Here is a 21416-nt window from a genome sequence, read left to right on the forward strand (position 1 = left end):
ATATTGACATCACCAAGTTATATTCATGATTATGAATACAAAAGACAAGACAAAACAGCATTTTGACGAAACAGCTTCAGACTATAACAATTCAAGCGATGGAAAATTTGTCGAACCGATGTATGAAGTCATTGTTCAAGAGATTGAAAAATTAGACGGCGGAAGAATTTTGGATGTGGGCTGTGGAAACGCCAACCTGTTTACTTATCTGCCGGAAGGTAAATATGAACTGACAGGTATTGACTTTTCCAAAAACATGATTGCAGAAGCTGAAAAGAACTGCAGTCATGCAACATTTCTGGTTAGTGATGCCGAAAAACTGCCTTTTTATGATAATTCATTTGACATTATCGTCTGCAATGCTTCATTTCACCACTACATTCATCCAGACACCGTTCTTCAGGAAATGCATCGCGTTTTGAAGTATGGGGGAAAACTGCTGATTGGAGATCCTTATGTTCCAACTCTAGTAAGACCTGTGATGAATGTTCTCACAAAGTTTTCAAAAAAGGGAGACTATCATTTCTATGGACTGGAAGAAATGAAAAAAATATTTGATAAAAACGGATTTAACCCTGTTTCATCAATCAAGACTTCAGAGCGCACCGCTTTTCACATTGCAGAGAAATAACCTCCACATTACCATCCCATATTTGATATTGAAAAACTACTTTTGAAAGTAAATGATATATGCCACACTCCCAAGCAAATCCCTTTTCAATATCCTCATCGTTAATGTCAAAGACGCCTCACCAAATTAAATGAAAAAGAACAACCATTAATTAAAATGGCTGAAACATCAAGCATTCGATAGCCAACAAATGCTCCACATTAACGACTGAAATTTAGCATAATAATATATACAAAGAAAATTATACCTTTAATATACAAAAATAGGAGAAAATATAATGAAAATTACAGTTGCAGGCGTAGGATATGTAGGGCTATCCCTTGCTGTTCTACTGGCCCAAAATCATGAAGTTACAGCTATTACAACAACAGAATCAAAAGCTGAAAAGCTCAACCAGTTTATCAGCCCAATTCAAGATGATGAGATAGAAAGGTTCTTCAAGGAGGTTCGTGATGGGGAAAGACAGCTCAATCTCCATACAACCACCGATAAGGAAGCCGCATACAAAAGTGCAGAGCTTGTAATTATAGCTACACCTACAAATTATGATGATGTGAATCACTTCTTTGACACCTCAGCGGTTGAAGATGCAATCGAATGGACCCTCAAGGTCAATCCGGATGTGCTTATGGTCATCAAATCAACAATACCTGTCGGATATACCGAATCAGTGCGTGAAAAGTATGGAATCGACAACATCATATTCAGTCCGGAATTCCTTCGTGAGTCAAAGGCCCTTTACGACAACCTTCATCCAAGCCGTATCGTTGTCGGATGCGACGATGACCAGAAAGAGGAAGGAGAAATGTTTGCAGAACTTCTTCTTGAAGGCGCAAGAGAAGAGGAAAAAAGAGCGGGATGCCCTGAACAGGACATTCCAATATTGCTGGCACACCTGACCGAAGCTGAGGCAATAAAGCTTTTTGCAAACACATACCTTGCAGTAAGAGTGAGCTACTTCAACGAGCTTGACACCTATGCACAGACAAAAGGCCTTGACACACAGATGATTATTGACGGAGTATGCATGGACCCTCGTATCGGAGGACACTACAACAACCCTTCATTCGGATACGGAGGATACTGCCTGCCTAAGGACACAAAACAGCTTTTGGCAAACTACAAGGATGTTCCTCAAACCATGATAAAGGCTGTAGTCAATTCCAACGTTGTGCGTAAGGATTTCATTGCCAACCAGATTATTTCAAGAAATCCTAAAACAGTCGGAGTCTACCGCCTCACCATGAAGAGCAACAGTGACAACTTCCGTGCATCTGCCATCCAGGGAGTAATGAAACGTATAAAAGCAGAAGGAATTCCAATAATCATCTACGAACCAACATTGGATGATGGAAGTGAATTTTTCAAATCCGAAGTGGTGAATGACATTGACCGCTTCAAGAGCGAAAGCGATGTGATTCTTGCAAACCGTTTCGATGCAGACATTCTCGAAGATGTTGCAGACAAAGTTTATACAAGAGATCTCTTCAGAAGAGATTAGATAAGTGTTTAATGAACATTAAACACCCCCTTTTTTTATTATTTTTAGATTTTTAGAAAAATAAGTTTCATTGCGTCATCATCATGAACGCAATGCTTTAACTATATAAAATAATAATCAACCAATTACCATTCTTGTCTTTCGTTTATCCTATGCTTCCTAATCGATGAACCTGAATGGTTTGAATTCCAATTCAAAATCTGAATCGATTTCCATGATTTTTTCGCAAATATCTTCTTTTAATTTTGAAAGATTCTCCTCAGAGTCCGCAAACAGATAAACGATTTCCGGTTCGACAACCGTGTTCTCTATTGACCTGTTTTCGAGCGGACGGAAGTTAGGATTATATGTTTTGCATATTCCAAATTCGGTTTTCAAATGGTCCATTGCGTCAATTTTTTCATATGTGCCTTCTTTTATGAATTTTACGTTGTCAAATTTAATGTAGATTGCCATTACCTGATTAATTTCAACAATCATTTCATGAGTTTCCTCCTCCCTAATGGCAAATTGAGTATTTAGCTGATTAATCTCTTCGATTAAATCATCTAATTTTTTATTCAACCCCAATTCATTTTCAGATTCCAATTGAAAAAAGGAAATGTCCTTGTAGATGTGATCAGCATCTATAGGAGCTAGATTAAAATAGATATGTGAGGAATACTGCTGGAGGTCAAATCCATATTTGATTATGATTTTATTAATCTCGTCTATTTTTTCAACATCAACGATTGCAAGTGAAAACTTTTTTTTGAAAGACATATTAATAATTATGTTTTTTACATATAAATATTCGTTAATGTAAATATCAAAAAGAGAATACAAACTAACAATTAACTTTCATTCAAACATATTGCATAACAATTTAGAATAGTAGTAATCAACAACTTAAAAATCATCATGAAAAAACGTGTGAAAAGAACCCTATTTTAACAATAGGGCGATAATCACACGAATATTTTGTCATACTTTTTTCTTTTATTTGAAAAATCTTTTTTAATGAAAAAAGAATTATTACAAATAAAAAAGGCATATGTCCCACCCACCTGCCCAAATAATGAAATATGCTCCATTATTATCTGTTTTAAACATATAGTTAAATTATTTGAAAATGCACATTGTTTCGTCCTTATTCATGTCATGATAAAATTCCACCCTGCCATCGTCGAAATCTATAACCTGAACCATGGAATAGATATCCTCATTTAAATCGGGATTTATGTCTTTTAGGATATTTGGATGGTCAAATATCATGTCCTTATTGAATTCGATTTTTTTATCGTTTTCAAATAATGCCCCATAGTATATCTCCGCTTCCACCAAATCCTGAAACATATGGCTTCCAAAAGACAGTTCAGGCATATAACCGACTTCGCTATATGCTTCCTCCAGAATTGCAGTGAAATGACTAATGTCGGCAAACACCACAGGAATGCCCAATTCCGGAGAGGAAGTACCTATTCTTCCAGGAACTATCAGCATTGCGGTCTTATCATTATCCCTGCAGTAAGCATTCACCTCACTGATTACACGAGACAATGAGCTTTTCTGAGCATACGGATATTCATAATACTTATGCGGATCGACATAGCAGATTGTGTCGATTTTGTTCTTTCGTGACATTCCCATTGAAGATTCCTTAATATGGAAGAAGACATTTTTGTCTTCAGGCATTTCAATATCCTCATTGTTTGTTGAAACCTGCAGAGGACGGCATTGCAACAAGTTTATGTTAAATGAATCATCTTCTCCGAAATTGACAGTATATTCAATGTCAACCGGATAATCATAAGCTGTTTCCAATGTATTTAAAATCTCCTTCATCTCATCAATGAATTCCTGATTTTTTACAATCCCCTCACAGTTAACGAATACTATTTCGCGGCGTTGGCCACGTTCACGAAACATCCTCTCTGCCTCACGGTCATGTTCGATTAAGACTTTCTTTGCATATTTTGGAATGATATCCAAACCATCATCAATGGAAATGTCATGCAGAGAAATATTTTTCAAATCGATTACATCCAGATAATGTTGAGAATACCTGTGTTTTTCCTTAATATCCTTCATCATGGTCAGTTCAGGCTTATCAAGATTAATGATTCTAGGATAATCCTTTTTTGTCCTGTCAACAGCCTTTGTACCCAGACCCATTACAAGCCTTAGCATACCTTTGCTGTTATCCATATCCGGAAGCGGAGAATACGGACTGTATGAAAATCCAACTCCTGCCGCAGTCGGGAAGAAATAATCGTCATAATATGAACCGGAAACCCTTTGAACCAATAGGGCCATCTGTTCATCGGTGTCATCCAAACCGTTCAGTTTCCTGTATTCCAAAGCTGAGATGTTCATTGTACTTGAATAGACTATCTTAACGGCTTCCTCAAAGGCGGCCAAACGTTCCTCGAGGCTTCCTCTGTTCACACAGAAGACTGATTCGTATTTTCCTGCAAATGCATTTCCATATCCGTCTTCTAGAAAACTACTTGACCTGACGATAATCGGGTTCTGTCCGAAATAATCCAAAATATGTATGAACTCTTTTTTAATCTGGTCTGAAAAGGTACCTGTTTTAAGAGCCTCTTCCAGCTCCTTACCGTATTTATAATAACCGTCTTTTGTTCTCTGCTTTACTCTTAAATCCCATAGGTCATTTGAAACAATATAGGTATAGAATAAATCGGAACCTATGTAAAATGAATCATCAGGCTCAAAATTGCGGTATATGTCTGGACGATCCTTTTCGATTATTTTTCTTGCAAGCAGCATTCCACAGGTTTTACCTCCTACCAATCCACTGCCTACACGACGGTCATAGATTGTGATATAGTCTTCAAATGTGAAGTATTCCCTGATTTTGGAAAGCATCTTCTCATCTTTCGTCATCATTAGCTCACAGATCTTATCGCACTCATCATCGATATTTCTGCCTTCTTCATACTCCCTTCTAAGCTGAAGCATGTATCTCTCCCAGCTATCTAAAGTCTGTTCATTCTGATATTTGTCCGAATTGATTGTTTTATAGTATTTGCTAACTTCCTGACCGTCCTGCAGAACTTTAACAAAACCTGTAATCGGATTAAATTTATGTCCTAAAAACATGGTTTGGGAATATCTGTTCCATACCTTCAATGGAGTGACATAGACCTCTTCTGGAGAATTTGAGTATACATTTAAGAACAGTTGTGTTGTTTCACGAATTTTAGCAATAGCCTCATATGAATGCCTTCCACGAAGAATCGGGAAATATGCTACAGTATCCAACTGAAATAAAAATGGACAGGTAACCTTAAAGAAGTTACCCATCATCAAATCAGTTGACCAAACGGCCTGAAGGTCGCTTAAACAATCAAAAACATAAAATGCGTCAAAACCCTCTTTTTCTATGATTCTGTGAACTTCCAAAGTGAATGTCTCGAACTGCTTATACGGATCCACCAGATATATCTTAATCCCATCACGTTCTATCATGCAAAACTCTGTGTCAGGATTTTCCTGTTCAATCTCAAGCAATCTAAAATCTTCATCATTCATCTCTATCAATGGAGGGTGATTAGCAAACCTAATGTATATCAAGTTCCTATTATCCTCTTTTGCCTGTTTGACATAAGGACTGACAAAGTAAGAAAATTCATTTAGATTTGTAACATTCCATACCACATTATCCCCTAAACGAATATTATCTAAAGCATTATCAAGTCCAGGGATTCCTGATTTAACTCTGTCGAATGCTGCCATAATAATGTCTCCTTAATTTCTCACCATCGGAACTCCAGTTAATTGTGAAGCTTCCATTGTTAATGCAACAAGATCTTGACGTTCCAGATTTTCTATATCTGTATTTCCTGCCTGTTGAGTTAATGAAGTCACTTCCTGAGTCATTGCTTCAATATAATTTGCAACTTGCTGGCCTTTTCTAATAGGATCCAATCTTCTTCTAAGTACTCTTTCCTGTGTTGCAATTCCTTTTGGACAGATGCCTTCAGAACAGGATTGGCAAACCTTACAACCTATGGAAATCAATGCGGATGTAGCAATATATACTGCATCTGCGCCTAAAGCTATTGCTTTTGCCACATCAGCTCCTGACCTTATTCCCCCTGCAGCGACAAGACTTACCTCGCTTCTTAAGTTAATGTCTTTAAGAGCATCATCAGCTTTCACTATCGCTTCTATTGTAGGAATACCTGCATGTTCAGTAACTACTTCAGGTCCGGCACCGGTTCCTCCCTGCATACCGTCAACCACAATTATATCCGCACCTGCCTTTGCTGCAATTTTCACATCCTGTTCGACCCTACCTGCTGCAAATTTAACAATAATAGGTATTTTCCAATCTGTGATTTCTCTCAGTTGGTCAATTTTCATACCCAAATCCTCAGGCCCGACAATATCCATATGTCTGGCGGGACTTAATGCGGAAGTTCCTTCCGGAATGTTTCTGACTCTGGCAACTTCTGCAGTTACCTTATGGGCAAGCAAATGTCCTCCCATACCTGATTTCGCACCCTGACCTATTTTTATTTCAACAGCCTCAGCATTGTTTAAATATCGTGCAGATACTCCAAAACGACCTGATGCATATTGAGCAATCAGCTTATCGGCATAATGTCTCTCTTCAGGAAGCATTCCTCCTTCACCAGTATTGGTTATAGTTCCTACCTTACTGCTTCCAATAGCCAATGCCATTTTTGCCTCTTTACTTAATGCACCGAAAGACATTGCTCCAATCATAATAGGAGTGTCAATTTCGATTGGATTTTCTGCAAATCGGTCACCAAGGACTACTGAAGTTTTGCATGTTTCTCTGTATGAGTCTATTGGAGGTCTTGACACTTGTGCTGGCAATATGCTTAAATCATCAAATGTTGGGATTTTTCTGGTCAATCCGCAACCACGTACCTTATATGATCCAGTTTGACTTTTACGTTTGATTTCAACCATTGTTGAATTTGACCATACTCCTCTTCCTTCATCTACAAGAGGCCTGACGTATATTGCGTGTGTCGGACACATCTCTTCACAGATTTTACATCCTACACAATTTTCCTGATGTATTGGAAGAGGTTCATCATTGATTACTTCATATACTCCGTGAGGGCAATTTGAATAACAGCTGTAACAGTTTTTACATGATGATTTTTTAGGATTGTCACATAAATACCAGCAACAGCCTGGCCTATCATTATTCTGCCTACAAATCTCTATTTTCCTTTCAACAGTAAATGACATTTAATTCACCCCCTCATCTATATTTTTCAACGGTTTGAAAACAGGACAAACAGAATATTTTGTTCCTCCGGATTTGATAACCTCATCAATGTCACGTGTCAGTTTTGCATAAGGTTTCCAGGCCAGATAATCCTCTTTGTCAACAACAAGCGCTTCAGTTACAATGTCATTAGTCAATAAATAATCAAGCAGTGTTGTGACAATAGAACCGTCCTGACCCTGACTGTGCTTTATGGATTTGACGGATAAGACTTTTATAAAGTCACCGATTGCTTTTGAATTGTCATTTCGCAAATCTTCAGGGATAAAAGTTCTTGGACAAACTGCAAAGCAAGCATGACAATCCTGAGGGCATTCACCTCTCATTATCGGTTTTGTATCATCAATGGTTATCAGATTGTCCGGACATACGTATTCACATGCTCCGCAGAGCACACATGCACCAATATCAATGACATTGGATTTTAAATCTAAGAATTTAGACTCTGAGATTTCGTTTGCGATTGAATCATCGGATTTTTCCCTTTGATACAATACAGGCCTAGCCAGAAATTCTCTTTTTTCAATCTCTTCCAGATTTTTGTTTATTTTATTTTCTGCAAGTTTATTTAATAGATTGAATTGTGATTGTGTAAGCTCCTTAGCTTCAATGAATTTTTGTTCCAATGCCCCATTGACTATTTCCTCGCCTTTCTCAGTTCGTATTATCAATGTTGACCATCCTTCATCTGATCCTATAGAACCTATTGAAATATCAGATGTTTCTGATGTCAATTCAACACATATGTTGCAGTTTTTTCTGATTATTCTTTTAGCTATTGATATCGGTATTTTCACAGTTTCTCTAGTTTTTAATGATAAAAATACAAATCCTTTGGTTATTTGGAATTTTTCAATATCCTCCATTTTCAAATCGTACTCTTTTAAAAGATTTTCAAAGTATTTATATGAAAAATTTTCCATACAAAATAAGCCCAGTTTAACGTCAATAGGGCTATCGGTGTAATTTTGAAGTTTGGATGCTGCCATAATTTCACATGGTGTTCCAACCATTGCTATTCTATGTTCACTCATCTTATCAGCCCCTATTGCATATTAACAATTTTTTTGAAATTATCATAATCGCTGTCAGTCAGATCAAAACCATATTCTGTTAAAATCTCTTTTAGCTCCCTTTTGTCTTCGGAGGTGGTTTTTTCCATAACAGCATTTTTTCCTAAACTTTTCACATTTCCAAGAACAAATATGGAACCTCTCATAATTGATTCACCAACATCATCGGTTACATCACCAAGAATTATGAGCCTGCCTCCCATCATAAGCAATCCAGTCATGAACCCGCTGTTTCCGCCAATTATTACAGTTCCTCCTTTCATGATCTCTCCAGTTCTTGAACCAGTACTTCCTTTTACCAGCACTGTTCCACCGTATATTCCCTGTCCTGCGCCGTCTCCTGCTGTACCTTCAATAATCAGTTCCCCTTCGGTCATATTGTCTCCAGCAAACCAGCCTGCATTTCCATTGATGTGAATTCTTGGTCCGTTAACCATTGTTCCGACAAAATAACCTGCAGAACCATTGATTTCTATGTCCACATCTTCTGTCAAACCTGCACAGATATTGTGTTTGGATTCGGGATTTTCAATAATGAGTTTATCATAATTTGCGGCCTGTTCTTTTATGGTGCGGTTTAATTCTTTTTCAGCCATTTCATTTGCATCAATAACATATTCTTTCATGGATAAACCCCCTTAGATGGTGTAAGCCCTTGTTTCGCCAGGGTAAATCTGTTCTATCTGATTGGAATCTGTAACATCATGCAATGCCATCTCTTCTGATGCTATTGCAAAAATATCATCAGTTTCCACCATTACTCCAGGCCTGAGACCAAGTTTATCCTTTGCAATGCCTATTCCATTAGGTGTTCCCACCAATATTGAAAATGGACCATCCAAATCAATTACTGCTTGGTCTAAAGCTTCCTCAAGTTTGTATCCCTGGTTGAGTTTATCTGCCATATAATGAACAATGCACTCTGTATCGTTGAATGATTCGAAAGTATGGCCTTTTCTTTCTAACGGATCCCTTATTTTCCAGTAGTTGGTAATCTGTCCGTTATGGACTACTGTTATATCCGGTATGATGTAGCTTTGATATGGGTGTGCATGATAGCGGTCTACGCCACTTTCTGTTGCAAAACGGGTATGTCCTATTCCATGTGTCCCCATCCTGCTTTTAACATCAAACCTCTCTGCGATGTCCTTTACTTTTCCAACATCCTTTATCATTTCAAAGGAATGTGATCCGTTGATAACACGTACGTTTTCCAATTCATCTATTTCTCTTATATATGGTTTCAAAAGAGAATATTCATCCAATGCTATTTTGCATTTATATACGTCTGAATCACCTACAGATTCAATTATCTGTTCTTCAAAAATTGGACTTATTTGAGTTAATAATGATTTTAAATTATCTAATGCTCCCCTTTTTCTTTTTACTTCAATGTTTAATTGATAATAATTATCTGGAAAATTCAAACTGCCATATATTGCATAACCTGCTGAATCAGGACCCCTATGTTGCAGAGATTCCAACATTGATGTTAAGGATTCACCTACAGGGTGAGCTTTTTTATCCTTGTATATTACACCTGCTATTCCACACATTTTTTCTACCTTCTATTTACATATGCCTTATATAAAAAAATATTCGAAAATTACATTATGCCTTTTTAAAAAAATAATAATCACTATCTTGATTCTAAAATTACCATATGCCTTAAAAATTAATAATTCTAAAATTTCAAACTGTTTACAAAATATTCCTGATTTTTAATGATTCCCTCTTATTTTCAACCTCCAGAAAAATTTTTTGATTGGTGGAGAAAACTTCAATCCTTTCCACCAATTCATATAAATGAATAACTATACGTTTAGGTACTCATCCCTTTCATAATCGAATACCTGTATTCTGTATGAATCCCATTCAGCCCTTTTGATATTATAGAACTGATTGAATACCTTATCTCCAAGAGCGTTAATAACAACTTCGTCCTCTTCTAATGAATGGTATGCTTCCCATAAACTGGTTGGTAAGTTGCTAATTCCTTTTTGGGCAATTTCATCTTCTGAAAATGCAAACAGGTTTTCTTCAGTTGGTTCACCTGGGTCGATTTTATTGTCCATACCGTCCAGACCTGCTTCAAGCAATACTGCAAATGCAAGGTAAGGGTTACATGATGGGTCAGCTGATCTGCATTCGATTCTTGTACCTAATCCACGGGATGCAGGAATTCTTAATAATGTTGACCTGTTTTTAAATCCGTAAGCAATGTAACATGGTGCTTCATAACCTGGCACTAAACGTTTGTAAGAGTTGACGGTTGGAGATAAGATTGCAGATAATGCCGGTGCATGTTTTAACAAACCGCCAATGAAGTATAATGCTTCTTGAGATATTTGATTTTCAGTATTTGGATCATAAAAGATATTTTCCCCATCTTTAAATAGACTTTGGTTACAGTGCATTCCACTACCGTTAATTCCGAGGAATGGTTTTGGCATGAAAGTTGCTTTGAAACCTAAGTTATTGACAACTGCTTTAACAGCCTCTTTAAATGTTATGACTGCATCAGCTGTTTTTAAAGCATCAGCATACTTGAAATCGACTTCGTGCTGTCCTGCTGCCACTTCGTGGTGACTTACTTCAACATCGAAATCTAACTTTTCTAAACCCAGTACGATTTCCCTTCTGATGTCGGTACCCTGATCCAATGGTTCAACATCAAAGTATTCCGCTTCATCTGCAGGGACGTATTTTCCATTTTCATCTTTTCTTATAATGAAAAATTCAGGTTCCGGACCCATATTGAATTGGTATCCTCTTTCCTCTGCTAATTTCAATGATTTTTTAAGAACACCCCTTGGATCTCCATCGTAAGGTTTGCCGTCAGTAGTGAAAATGTCACATATGAATCTGGCGGTACCCTGCACTTCAGGTCTCCATGGAATTGTTGAGAATGTTTCAATATCCGGTTTTGCAAGCAAATCACTGTCATTAATTGAAGCTAAACCTGAAATTGATGAACCATCAAATAGCAATCCATCATTAACAATATCTTCGACATCACTTGCTTTTTTAAGAGGCACAGCCATACTTTTTGGTAATCCATGAATGTCTGAGAGTTGTAACTTCAAAAATTTTATATCATTTGCTTCGATTGTCTTAATTACTTGGTCTAATTTTTTATCTTTTGCTGACATTATTTCACATCATTTTTTGAGTATATTCACCACTAGTTTTATGATTTGAAAAGTGGAAAACACTTTTGACTAAATGAATTTAATTAAATACATCGCCGGAAGGAAACTTCCTTCCGACTAATAATTATGTCAACATAAGTATATAAAGGTTTTGAAAATGGCAGAAATATGAAGCAAAAAAAAACCCATTATCAATTTTCCGGATCGTTCACCATATATAATATTATAGGCAGCAAATCATCTTCAATATATTATATTATGCACATTCCGCTTTGCCTGTTGAATTTCCTCAAATCCTATATAATATTTAATCCATTTTTAACTTCCGATATCCAAATTGACAAGGTTCACCTGTAAAATACAAATCTTTAAATAGTATAAACAACAACAATATCATATCGGAAGAATACTTCCGGCATATTATTTCCGATTATTCGGATTATTTTATTGTTTCAAATTAAAATTAATATAGAGAAGATAAAATGGATGTAATGTTTAGTGCAGGCGACACCGCATGGATACTTATTTGCAGTTTACTCGTACTTTTAATGAGTATTCCTGCTGTCGCATTTTTTTATGGAGGATTAAGTAAACGTAAGAATGTTTTAAATACAATTTTTTTAACTTTTATTGCATTTTCAATTGTAAGTGTTATTTGGGTAGTATTCGGTTATCAATTTGCATTTGGTAGCGATTTATATGGTCTTATAGGATCACCAACCAATTTCTTCTTGCAGGGAATTGCATTAGATGATTTAAGCGGAACCATTCCAACATTATTGTTTGTGATGTTCCAATGTGCCTTTGCAGGCTTGACCGTGGCTCTTATTTCAGGAGCACTGGTTGGAAGGATGAAAACAAAAGCATGGATAATATTTACCATATTATGGGCATGTATAGTCTATGTCCCTGTAGCCCATTGGGTATGGGGAGGAGGATGGTTAGCACAATTAGGCGCCCTTGATTTCGCAGGCGGCGCAGTAGTTCATATGAACTCTGGAGTAGCAGCACTGGCTGTTGCATTAGTGTTAGGTAAAAGAAAAGACACAACACTGATTCCGCATAACTTAGGATATGCTGTTCTCGGTGCAGCATTACTCTGGTTCGGATGGATGGGATTCAATGGAGGATCAGGTCTTGCAGCAGACGGACTTGCAGCAAATGCAATTATAGTCTCAAACGTAGCAGCAGCATTAGGTCTAATCGTGTGGACCGCTTTAGATACATATATAGTTGGAAAACCTACAGTTTTAGGTGCAATTTCCGGAGCAGTTGCAGGGCTTGTGGCAATCACTCCTGCAGCAGGATTTGTTGATGTTCCAGGCGCAATGGTAATTGGCACATTAGCACCATGCGTATCATACTTTGCAATCTATTACTTAAAAGCAAAACTCGGATACGACGATGCCTTGGATGTATGGGGAATTCACGGCATGTCCGGTGTTTGGGGAGCGCTTGCAACAGGAATCTTTGCAGTTCCTTCCGTAGGAGGAGTTGCAGGATTAATAGCCGGAAATCCAAACCAAGTGGTCATTCAAATAATCAGTATTGTTGCCACCCTTGGATACTCATTTATAATAAGTATCATACTTGCTAAAGTTCTAGATAAAGCATTAGGTGGAATAAGAGTAGAAGATCATGAAGAAATCGGCGGTCTTGACGCAAATCTTCATAAGGAATCAGCATATAATCTTAACTAGGTGTAAAAATGAAAAGCATAGTTGCCATTATAAGACAGGAAAAATATCAGGATGTTAAAAATGCCCTTTTAGAAGTGGGATGTGAAGGCATGAACGTCACTGAAGTAAAAGGGCGAGGAAGTCAAAGAGGAATTAGGGAATCATACAGAGGGTCCAACTATTGTATTGATTTAATTCCAAAAACACGTATTGAAATCGTTGTCAAAGATGAAGGCGTTGACACTATTGTGGAAGCAATTAAAAAAGGCGCGTACACCGGAAATATTGGAGATGGAAAAATATTCATTTATCCAATAGACAACGTAATCAGAATAAGAACCGGTGAAGAGGGGGACAGAGCCGTGTAGACCTTTCCCTTTAAAAAATATAAATTACTCTCTATTGGGAAGTGCAATCACTTCCCTATTTTTTAAATATCTTAAAACCACCATCAAACTCAAAAAAATAATCCTGCAATAATAGCTTCTGATTATTAAAGAGACACTCTCAAAAAAAAGGAAATATGATTCCTCATCTTTTCCTGTTTGAACTTCACCATTCATAAGGATACCGGCATGATGCATTTTCATTCAATTATGGCATGAATTTCCCTACTTATTTAAACCGAACACTCATATGGTCATAATTTAAATAGTATTGTTTATATAACTTAAAAATAGGATATACATTGTGTTCATCCAACAATATCAGGTTTAATATTTTTAAGGATTAATCAAAATCCGGAATTATCGTTCATGTGATGTTGTACGGACCATTAATATAACAATAGTTTTATTGTTTTGGGTATTATCCAGTTTGGAAATCAATTAGAATTGAAGGAATTCAAATGAAAGTGGATAAGGAATATAGAAGATTGGAAAACTTTGTAGAAATTCGTATTGATGACATTAATGAAAAAGAATTGTATAAACCAACACCCCTTGAATTCCATGTGGATGACATTCCATTTCCAAAGCTCATTTCCAACTTTCAAAGGGATGTGGACATCCTTATACCCCATAATGGAGGCAAGGATTTCATTATAAAGTCACTGGGAGATTATATACTTAATAAAGGAAATCTTCAATTGGATGAGGTAAAAGGAAGACTCCTAAGTAAGATATCACCTATTTATTATGAAATTTTACAAGAATTTTTCTACAAGGTTTATAGTACCCAAGAAACTAAAGAGATAAGGATTTTCTATTATAGTGAAGAAAAATTATCCAAGATTACCATTCTTAAGGTTCTTTATGAGAATAATAGGTTATTCATTCTTGCAGACCACATCAACACTGACGAATCAGAGGAAATAGATAAAATACAACATGCTGAAGACAAATCCAATCTGATGGAGTATTTTACACAGACCGGAAGTTATCGTAAAACCAATGGAAAATACACATGGACACAAGGCATATACAACATCATAAACCGCCCTAGAGAAGATCACGATGAATATTATAATATTGTGTTCGATTTAGCCATTCCTGAAGATAAAAAACTGATTGAAAAAATCATACAAATCATGGACACCGATGTAGGGCATCATGAAGATTTAATCAGAATCAAAACTCATGACGGAACCTTGAAATATCTTGAAATAAACCTTTATTCAAATTTTGATGAACAAGGCAATTTAATCAGCCGTTATGGTCTGATAAATGATGTTACCAAACACTCCGAAGCATCCGCAAGGCCTGTTGATTTCTTATTGAACGGTTTTAAAAACAGCGAAAAACTAGCCTTGTTAATTGAACCGTTAAACCCTAAACATTATCAGTTTTCAGAAGGATTTTATTATTTCATTGATGAAGACCCGAAAGAGTATGTTCATTCCTACAAAGTCATAGACCATATTGTTGAAGAGGAAACAAAAAAACGAATTATGGATTTATTTGAGGGCAAATTGGATAAAATCGATGAAACATTCACCTACCATGTGGGCGGAGATCCAAATAATCAAAAAATCTCTGAACTGTATATCGAGCGATTTGAATTTGGAAAAAACAAACACAGTATCGGATTTTTAGCCGACATCACTGATGAAAGGAATAAACAAAAGGAATTGCGTGAAGCCAATGAACATCAAATAATCCTGATTAAAGAGGTTCATCATAGAGTTAAGAACAATCTGCAAATTTTAAACAGTTTTTTAAACCTGGAAAAAAGAGTATATCGTGATAATCCCGAATTAATTATTGACCACATGCAAGCGCGTTTGACTTCACTTGCCCTGCTTCATGAAAAAACATATAATACTAAGGACTTTAAAAATATCAACTTAGATGATTTTATTGTAGACCATGATAATCAGCTTAAAGCTGTTGCAGGCGTGAGAAATGATATTGAATTTGAATCTGATGTCGATAAAGACATTAATTTAACAATTGAAGTCATAACCCCATTATTGTTAATCATTGACGAATTAAGCATGAATTCAATTAAACATGCATTTCCTGACAAAAACATGCCTGACAAAAGAATTTACAAAAGCATAACTAAAATTGATGAAGACCATGCCGAGCTGATATTTAGAGACAATGGGGTGGGTATTGAAAACCCTAAGGAAATTACTACAAATCTAGGTTGCGAAATCATTAAAAATCTCACAAAACAGTTAAATGGTAAAATCAAATTGATTGAACATGAAAATGGAACCGGATACAGTTTAATTTTCCCTATAAATATGAAACATACAATACATGGTTAGATTCCTTAGTTTATTAATCAATTTCACACATTAGTCCTTTATTTTCAATATATCTAACTAGTTTAGGAGTGTATTTTTTTAGTATAGGGATTTTGTTCATATACTGACTAAAAAAGGTTATATCCCGTTTTGTTAAAACTTTTAGCCTTATTAATGATGCAATATAGATGGAGCTGCCAATTATAACTCCTATGACTACACCAATTAATGTTTTAGGAATTACATAGCAGACCACCATTAAAATTAAATTGCAAACTAATACCATCAATATATTTTTCCAAGGAATTGATATTTTAGTAGTCCTGATTACAAACAGCATTATAATAATCATCAATATACATGTAGTTATTGTTGTAGCTATGGCGGCACCTATAATTCCCATCATATTAACAAAAACTACATTCAATGCAATATTCATTACAGTACCCAAAATCAGAATATACATTGGCAGCCTAGGATTTCCAATACCTTGAAGTATGCTGCTGCTAATCATATATACGCTATAAAAGGACATTCCTATTACCAAGATACTTAAAACTCCAGAACCAGGAGTATAAACATTTCCAAACAGCAATTGAATAATAGGCATGCTAAACATGCTTATAATTACACACATTGGAATAACTGTAAGAATGCAATACCTTAAACAGTCAACAACATATTCCTGTAGCAGTTTTTGATTTTTTAAAACATGGGCTTCTGCAGTTGCAGGAAGCAATACTGTTGAAATTGACAGTGAAATAACCAAAGGAATTCTTGAAATTGGATCAGCGGCATTATAAAACCCTACATCCGTAGATAACATGAAAACACCTATAACTAATGTGCCAACATCATAAATTGCCATTTCAGATAATGCAGTAATAGCTACCGGCACTGCAAAACAAATCAGCATCCATAATAATTTCAATTCCTCTTTAAAACTTAAATCTAGGGAATCCTCTGAATAGAACATTGGACTGATATATTTCTTATACAACAATACTGCAGTTATGGCAGAAACTATAAAACCGAATGCTCCTCCCAATACTGCTCCCATAGCATATAATCCGCAATAAACAAATACAACGGCAAAGACAATCGTTGCTAACTGCTCGGCCATCCTGTTATATACCGTATACTCATTTTTATAGACACCCTGAAATGCTCCTCTCATAGCCCCTACAATTACGCTAAAAGGAGTTATCAGACTGACTGCCCGTAACGGCCATACGACCAGGGGTTTGTGAAATATCACGTTTGCAATAAAATTTGACGAGAACAATAGGATGATGCTCAGCAATATTGCCATTAAGACCATGAACTTGGTTGCAGTATAAATTACCTGCCTGGTCAATGCCTTTTCATCTTGTGCATTGTATTGCGCAACATATTTTGATATTGCAGGAGGCAATCCGCCAGCAGACAAAATCTGGAATATTCCCTGAAACGGTAAAGTCAAACCATATAACCCATATCCTTCCGGTCCGAGCATTCTACTCATTAATAGTCTATTAATGTAGCCTCCAACCCTAAAAAGTAAGTTGCCTATTACTAAAATGAAACTATTCTTAAGTACCTTATTAGACATGTTCTTCACTTAATTATTAAAATAAAATGTTTATATAACCTTATAAAAATATACTTATATATTTAAGTATTTATTTAAGGATAATTAACTATTTTATGGTAGATGGCTATGGACTATAAGAAATATGATATTTTTTCACCAATGGTGGTTGTTCTATTGGTTATTGTTTATTTAATATCTTCACAAATAGCATTTCATTATCATTTACATAAGTTGATTGGTGTTGATCTTTACACCATTGGAGTGATATTCCTAGGAATCATATTTTATATCATAGGCATCGTATTGTCAAACTATTTTCTTAAGAACAAAGAGATTACTATAAATACCGAAAAAATAGATAAGATTTTCTCTAAGCGTCTGGTTTTATCACTGGTAATAATTGGAATATTGCTTCAGATAGCAAATCTAATCTATTTGGGAGGAATTCCATTATTCAGCGGTTATCTTAAGGCACGTGCCGCAACAAAGATATGGCTATTAAGCTATTTAATATTTTTACCTTCAATTAATATTCTAATAGCCAAATATGACAACAAGAAATATTACCTATTGTTTTTATTGGGTTTATTGTTGTTTGTAGCCACAGGTTATAGAACAACCGCAATGGCCATTGTAATAAGCGTGCTGATAACATCATATTACACTAAGGACCTGCCTTGGAAATATCTGGCATTATCCATAATTGCCATATTGATATTACTGGCGGCAGTGGGATATATTGCGGTCATGTCAATTGAATGGCAGACCTGGTCATCAACTCCAATTGAACTGTTGTTTTATAGGGCAGGATATACTCTGCAGGTTCTAGATCATGCAGTATTCAGGCAGGGCAGCACCCATGGTCAGTTATTATATAATACCCTGATGGGATTTTTTAAATCTTCAGATCCAAGGGTGATTGTTGGCTCAGCAACAATAGGTAAAGCGCATTCAACAACTTCAACTATTTTTGGACCTGCTTTGCTTGATTTCGGATTATATGCCATGCTGTTGCAAATGACAATCTTAGGATTTATAATGAACTTGATTTATAAAGTGCAGATTAGTGTCAAGAACATTTTCATTGGGTTGTATGCAATATTGATGGCTCATTTAATAATATGGATAGAAACAGGACCTACTGATCTGGTCGTATTGTTATTCTATCTAATTTCAATAATCATATTGATTTATGCAGTTACTATTAAAAAGGAGGGCACTGAATGAATATCGCTGTTGTAGCAGAAACTGCTCCTGCAAAAACCTTAATTCCCATCATTGAAAAGGTAGATGCGGACATTTTATCCCTGACCCATAGTGAAGGGGCAATGGAATTATTGGGTCCTTACAGCAATGAAATTTTTTCAATAGGCGAGGGCCGCAGGAACACAACAAAGAAACGAAGCAATTTTACAATCGCCAAACTGGTTTTAAAAGACACTGTCCGCACATATAAAGCTTTAAAAAAACATCCTGTTGATTTGACATTAACATGCGGAAATGCTGGAGATGTGCGTAAAGGGCTCGCAGCATCAAAAAAACTAAACATTCCCAAACTCCATATGGAACAGGACATCTATAACCCAATAGAAATGATGGCCTATGCAGATTTAATCACCGTTCCAAACAAGACCGCCGCAAAACAGCTGGAAGAGATGTATGACATTACAAATACCGTAAATATAGGCGGATATCCTCAGGCGGAATATGTAAGCAGAGTTCCGATATTGGAAGCTGAAAAAATATATGAACAGTACCGACATGACGATTTTTATGTTCTGTTTTTAGGAGGAGATACAAGAGCTTCAGATATTCCTGAAATAATTAAAGAAGCGGAAAAGATAGATAAAACAATATTGGTCATTCCATTCAGGTTTGAAGCATCCACCATAACACCACATATCACTAAAAGCAATGTTATTGTTGTTGATGGTTATGTGGATTTAATCAGTTTGATGAATGCTTCACAGGGAGTGATTTATTGTGCCGGAATGGGTGTGACAATTGAAGTTGGCGCTTTAGGAGTTCCCGCAGTAAAGATTCTGGGTTTCCATACCCAACATGCAAGCAATGATTTGGCTCAAGATTTAGGAATAAATGTCGCTTCTGCGCAGGATATAAATCATGCCGTTTCCAGGATGAAAAATCCTCAAGGCAAACGTTTAATTAAGGATGGCTGCAAAGCAAGTCTTAAAGTGGCTGAATTGACTGCAAGTATGGACTCATTTGACCAGAATTGCGGCGGTCTAAGTAGTTTAAGGAAAATCTGGAACCAAAGAAAACAATACCGTTAAAAATTTTACTTACAAAAAGGAAGTCAGCGAAAAATTGCATAGTTACCATTTATCTGGATTTGAGTAATCAAATAGTTTAGTTTGGAAGTAACTATATTTTTAAAATTTTATTTACAACTGGTAATTACAAGAATAATTGTATAGTTACCAAAATTCTCAAAGCAAATTAAAATAAATTTTTCATAAAATTGTAATCATCAACCTTAATCATCAACCAACATACATTTTTTATTTTTAATCAAAATTGTTTTTATCCCAAAATAAGTAATTTAATGAATTTTAAAAAATTAATCATCAACCAAAAAATATGTTAATCATCAACCACATACATTATACCAATTAGGAAGAATAAGTTGATATTATGTTTGAACCTAAATTTACATACACTGATAAAATTGTAAATTATATTGCAGAAATCGCTTCAGCTAAGGAAGTTATCAGTAATGCAAAAATAATCCCATTATATGATACCAAATTAAAACAGGATGCTCTCATTAGATCATCACATTACTCAACATCAATTGAAGGAAATCCATTAAACTTAGATGAAGTAAAAACATTAATCAACAACAATCAAAAACCAACTACAAAAGCAGAACAGGAAGTATTAAATTATTTTAATGTATTAAATCATTTAGATCAATATTCAGATAAAGTTATTAGCCGAGACACAATTTTATCCGTACATAAAGATTTGACTAAAGATTTATTAAGCAAACCTGAATATGAGGGCAAATTTAGAGATACCCGTGTATTTATTGGTAATCTGCATACTCAAAAAATAAATTATATACCACCAGATGCTTATAAAGTACCTGGTTTAGTAGATGAGCTATTAGATTGGTTAAACAATTCAACAGATGATATGTATCCCGTCATTATCGCAGGAATTCTTCATTATGAATTAGTACGTATACACCCCTTTGTTGATGGAAATGGACGTACCAGTAGACTTATGGCAACATTAATTCTATCCGTTCACAAATTTAATATCAATGACTACTTCACTTTAGACGAATATTACAATCAGGACAGACAGGCTTACGTTGATGCGCTAAACAGTGCTGATAAAAACCATGACTTGACAAAGTGGCTGGAATATTTCTGTAGAGGAGTATTGTACTCAATTAATAAAGTTAAATCAGAAGTATTGAAATTAAGTGAAATCACATCAAAATATGACAATACCATTCAATTAACTCCAAATGAAATTTCCGTATTAACACTTCTTGAAGAAAAAGGACATATTCAAAACAAGGATATTCAAGAGATGTTAAATATAACTCCTCAAGCCAGCTATAAAATTATTAGAAAACTAAAAAATAAGGAGTTGATAGAAAGTATCGGAAAAGGCAGAAATACAGAATATATTTTGAAATAAAACATTAATCATCAACCTTAATCATCAACCAACATGATTTTTTTATTTTTAATAAGAATAGTTTAAATCAAAAAATAAGCAATTTGAAGAGTTTTAAAAAATTAATCATCAACCAAAAAATATGTTAATCATCAACCAACTACATTTTTTATTTTTAATAAGAAT

General features: G+C 35.4%; 17 protein-coding genes. 8 read left to right on the forward strand and 9 right to left on the reverse strand.

Annotation, left to right across the window (positions count from 1 at the left end; all coding sequences use genetic code 11):
* The first annotated feature begins 25 nt into the window (after positions 1-25).
* Together Q0W26_RS03130 and Q0W26_RS03135 are read left to right on the forward strand one after the other, a co-directional pair.
* Positions 26-631 carry a class I SAM-dependent methyltransferase gene (locus Q0W26_RS03130; RefSeq protein WP_298522269.1) on the forward strand — a complete coding sequence of 202 codons (606 nt, stop codon included), beginning with the start codon at positions 26-28 and terminating at the stop codon, positions 629-631.
* A 277-nt stretch (positions 632-908) separates the two neighbouring features.
* Entirely contained in the window at positions 909-2132 is a 1224-nt protein-coding gene (locus Q0W26_RS03135) for a nucleotide sugar dehydrogenase (protein WP_298522271.1), read from the forward strand.
* Positions 2133-2291: 159 nt separating this feature from the next.
* Here Q0W26_RS03135 and Q0W26_RS03140 read toward each other — a convergent pair whose 3' ends face one another.
* From Q0W26_RS03140 to glnA, 7 genes are all read right to left on the reverse strand, one after another.
* Positions 2292-2894, reverse strand: a complete 603-nt coding sequence (locus Q0W26_RS03140; protein ID WP_298522272.1) for a hypothetical protein — start codon at positions 2892-2894, stop codon at positions 2292-2294.
* Between the two features lie 339 nt (positions 2895-3233).
* Positions 3234-5873 (reverse strand): PEP/pyruvate-binding domain-containing protein, encoded by a 2640-nt coding sequence (locus Q0W26_RS03145; protein WP_298522273.1) that lies wholly within the window; start codon positions 5871-5873, stop codon positions 3234-3236.
* A gap of 12 nt (positions 5874-5885) precedes the next feature.
* Positions 5886-7367 carry a glutamate synthase-related protein gene (locus Q0W26_RS03150; RefSeq protein ID WP_298522274.1) on the reverse strand — a complete coding sequence of 494 codons (1482 nt, stop codon included), beginning with the start codon at positions 7365-7367 and terminating at the stop codon, positions 5886-5888.
* Positions 7368-8441 (reverse strand): Coenzyme F420 hydrogenase/dehydrogenase, beta subunit C-terminal domain, encoded by a 1074-nt coding sequence (locus Q0W26_RS03155; RefSeq protein ID WP_298522275.1) that lies wholly within the window; start codon positions 8439-8441, stop codon positions 7368-7370.
* Between the two features lie 11 nt (positions 8442-8452).
* The gene (locus Q0W26_RS03160) at positions 8453-9106 is read right to left on the reverse strand and encodes a tributyrin esterase (protein ID WP_298522276.1); all 654 of its coding nucleotides are present in this window, start codon (positions 9104-9106) and stop codon (positions 8453-8455) included.
* Positions 9107-9118: 12 nt separating this feature from the next.
* Positions 9119-10036, reverse strand: coding sequence for a glutamine amidotransferase (locus tag Q0W26_RS03165; protein ID WP_298522277.1), 918 nt, complete (start codon positions 10034-10036; stop codon positions 9119-9121).
* A 258-nt stretch (positions 10037-10294) separates the two neighbouring features.
* Complete coding sequence (gene glnA, locus Q0W26_RS03170) at positions 10295-11632, reverse strand: type I glutamate--ammonia ligase (RefSeq protein ID WP_298522278.1); 1338 nt, start codon at positions 11630-11632, stop codon at positions 10295-10297.
* Between the two features lie 482 nt (positions 11633-12114).
* Between glnA and Q0W26_RS03175 the strand changes: the two genes are divergently transcribed.
* Positions 12115-13332, forward strand: a complete 1218-nt coding sequence (locus Q0W26_RS03175) for an ammonium transporter (protein ID WP_298522280.1) — start codon at positions 12115-12117, stop codon at positions 13330-13332.
* Positions 13333-13340: 8 nt separating this feature from the next.
* Entirely contained in the window at positions 13341-13679 is a 339-nt protein-coding gene (locus Q0W26_RS03180; RefSeq protein WP_298522282.1) for a P-II family nitrogen regulator, read from the forward strand.
* Between the two features lie 24 nt (positions 13680-13703).
* Here Q0W26_RS03180 and Q0W26_RS03185 read toward each other — a convergent pair whose 3' ends face one another.
* On the reverse strand, positions 13704-13874 hold the full coding sequence (locus Q0W26_RS03185) for a hypothetical protein (protein WP_298522284.1): 171 nt from the start codon (positions 13872-13874) through the stop codon (positions 13704-13706).
* 284 nt (positions 13875-14158) lie between these two features.
* Between Q0W26_RS03185 and Q0W26_RS03190 the strand changes: the two genes are divergently transcribed.
* Positions 14159-16024, forward strand: a complete 1866-nt coding sequence (locus Q0W26_RS03190; RefSeq protein WP_298522287.1) for a sensor histidine kinase — start codon at positions 14159-14161, stop codon at positions 16022-16024.
* A 13-nt stretch (positions 16025-16037) separates the two neighbouring features.
* Here Q0W26_RS03190 and Q0W26_RS03195 read toward each other — a convergent pair whose 3' ends face one another.
* Complete coding sequence (locus Q0W26_RS03195) at positions 16038-17594, reverse strand: flippase (RefSeq protein WP_298522289.1); 1557 nt, start codon at positions 17592-17594, stop codon at positions 16038-16040.
* A gap of 108 nt (positions 17595-17702) precedes the next feature.
* On the opposite strand from Q0W26_RS03195, the gene Q0W26_RS03200 reads away from it, so the two are divergent.
* The 3 genes from Q0W26_RS03200 to Q0W26_RS03210 all read left to right on the forward strand — a co-directional run bounded on the left by Q0W26_RS03200 (position 17703) and on the right by Q0W26_RS03210 (position 21251).
* Entirely contained in the window at positions 17703-18803 is a 1101-nt protein-coding gene (locus tag Q0W26_RS03200; RefSeq protein WP_298522292.1) for an oligosaccharide repeat unit polymerase family protein, read from the forward strand.
* Positions 18800-19870, forward strand: a complete 1071-nt coding sequence (locus tag Q0W26_RS03205; protein ID WP_298522295.1) for a hypothetical protein — start codon at positions 18800-18802, stop codon at positions 19868-19870. The genes Q0W26_RS03200 and Q0W26_RS03205 overlap by 4 nt, the downstream gene beginning before the upstream one ends.
* Before the next feature lie 361 nt (positions 19871-20231).
* On the forward strand, positions 20232-21251 hold the full coding sequence (locus tag Q0W26_RS03210; protein ID WP_298522298.1) for a Fic family protein: 1020 nt from the start codon (positions 20232-20234) through the stop codon (positions 21249-21251).
* Positions 21252-21416: the final 165 nt, after the last annotated feature.

Source organism: uncultured Methanobrevibacter sp. (genome assembly GCF_947169325.1).
Taxonomy (GTDB): domain Archaea; phylum Methanobacteriota; class Methanobacteria; order Methanobacteriales; family Methanobacteriaceae; genus Methanocatella.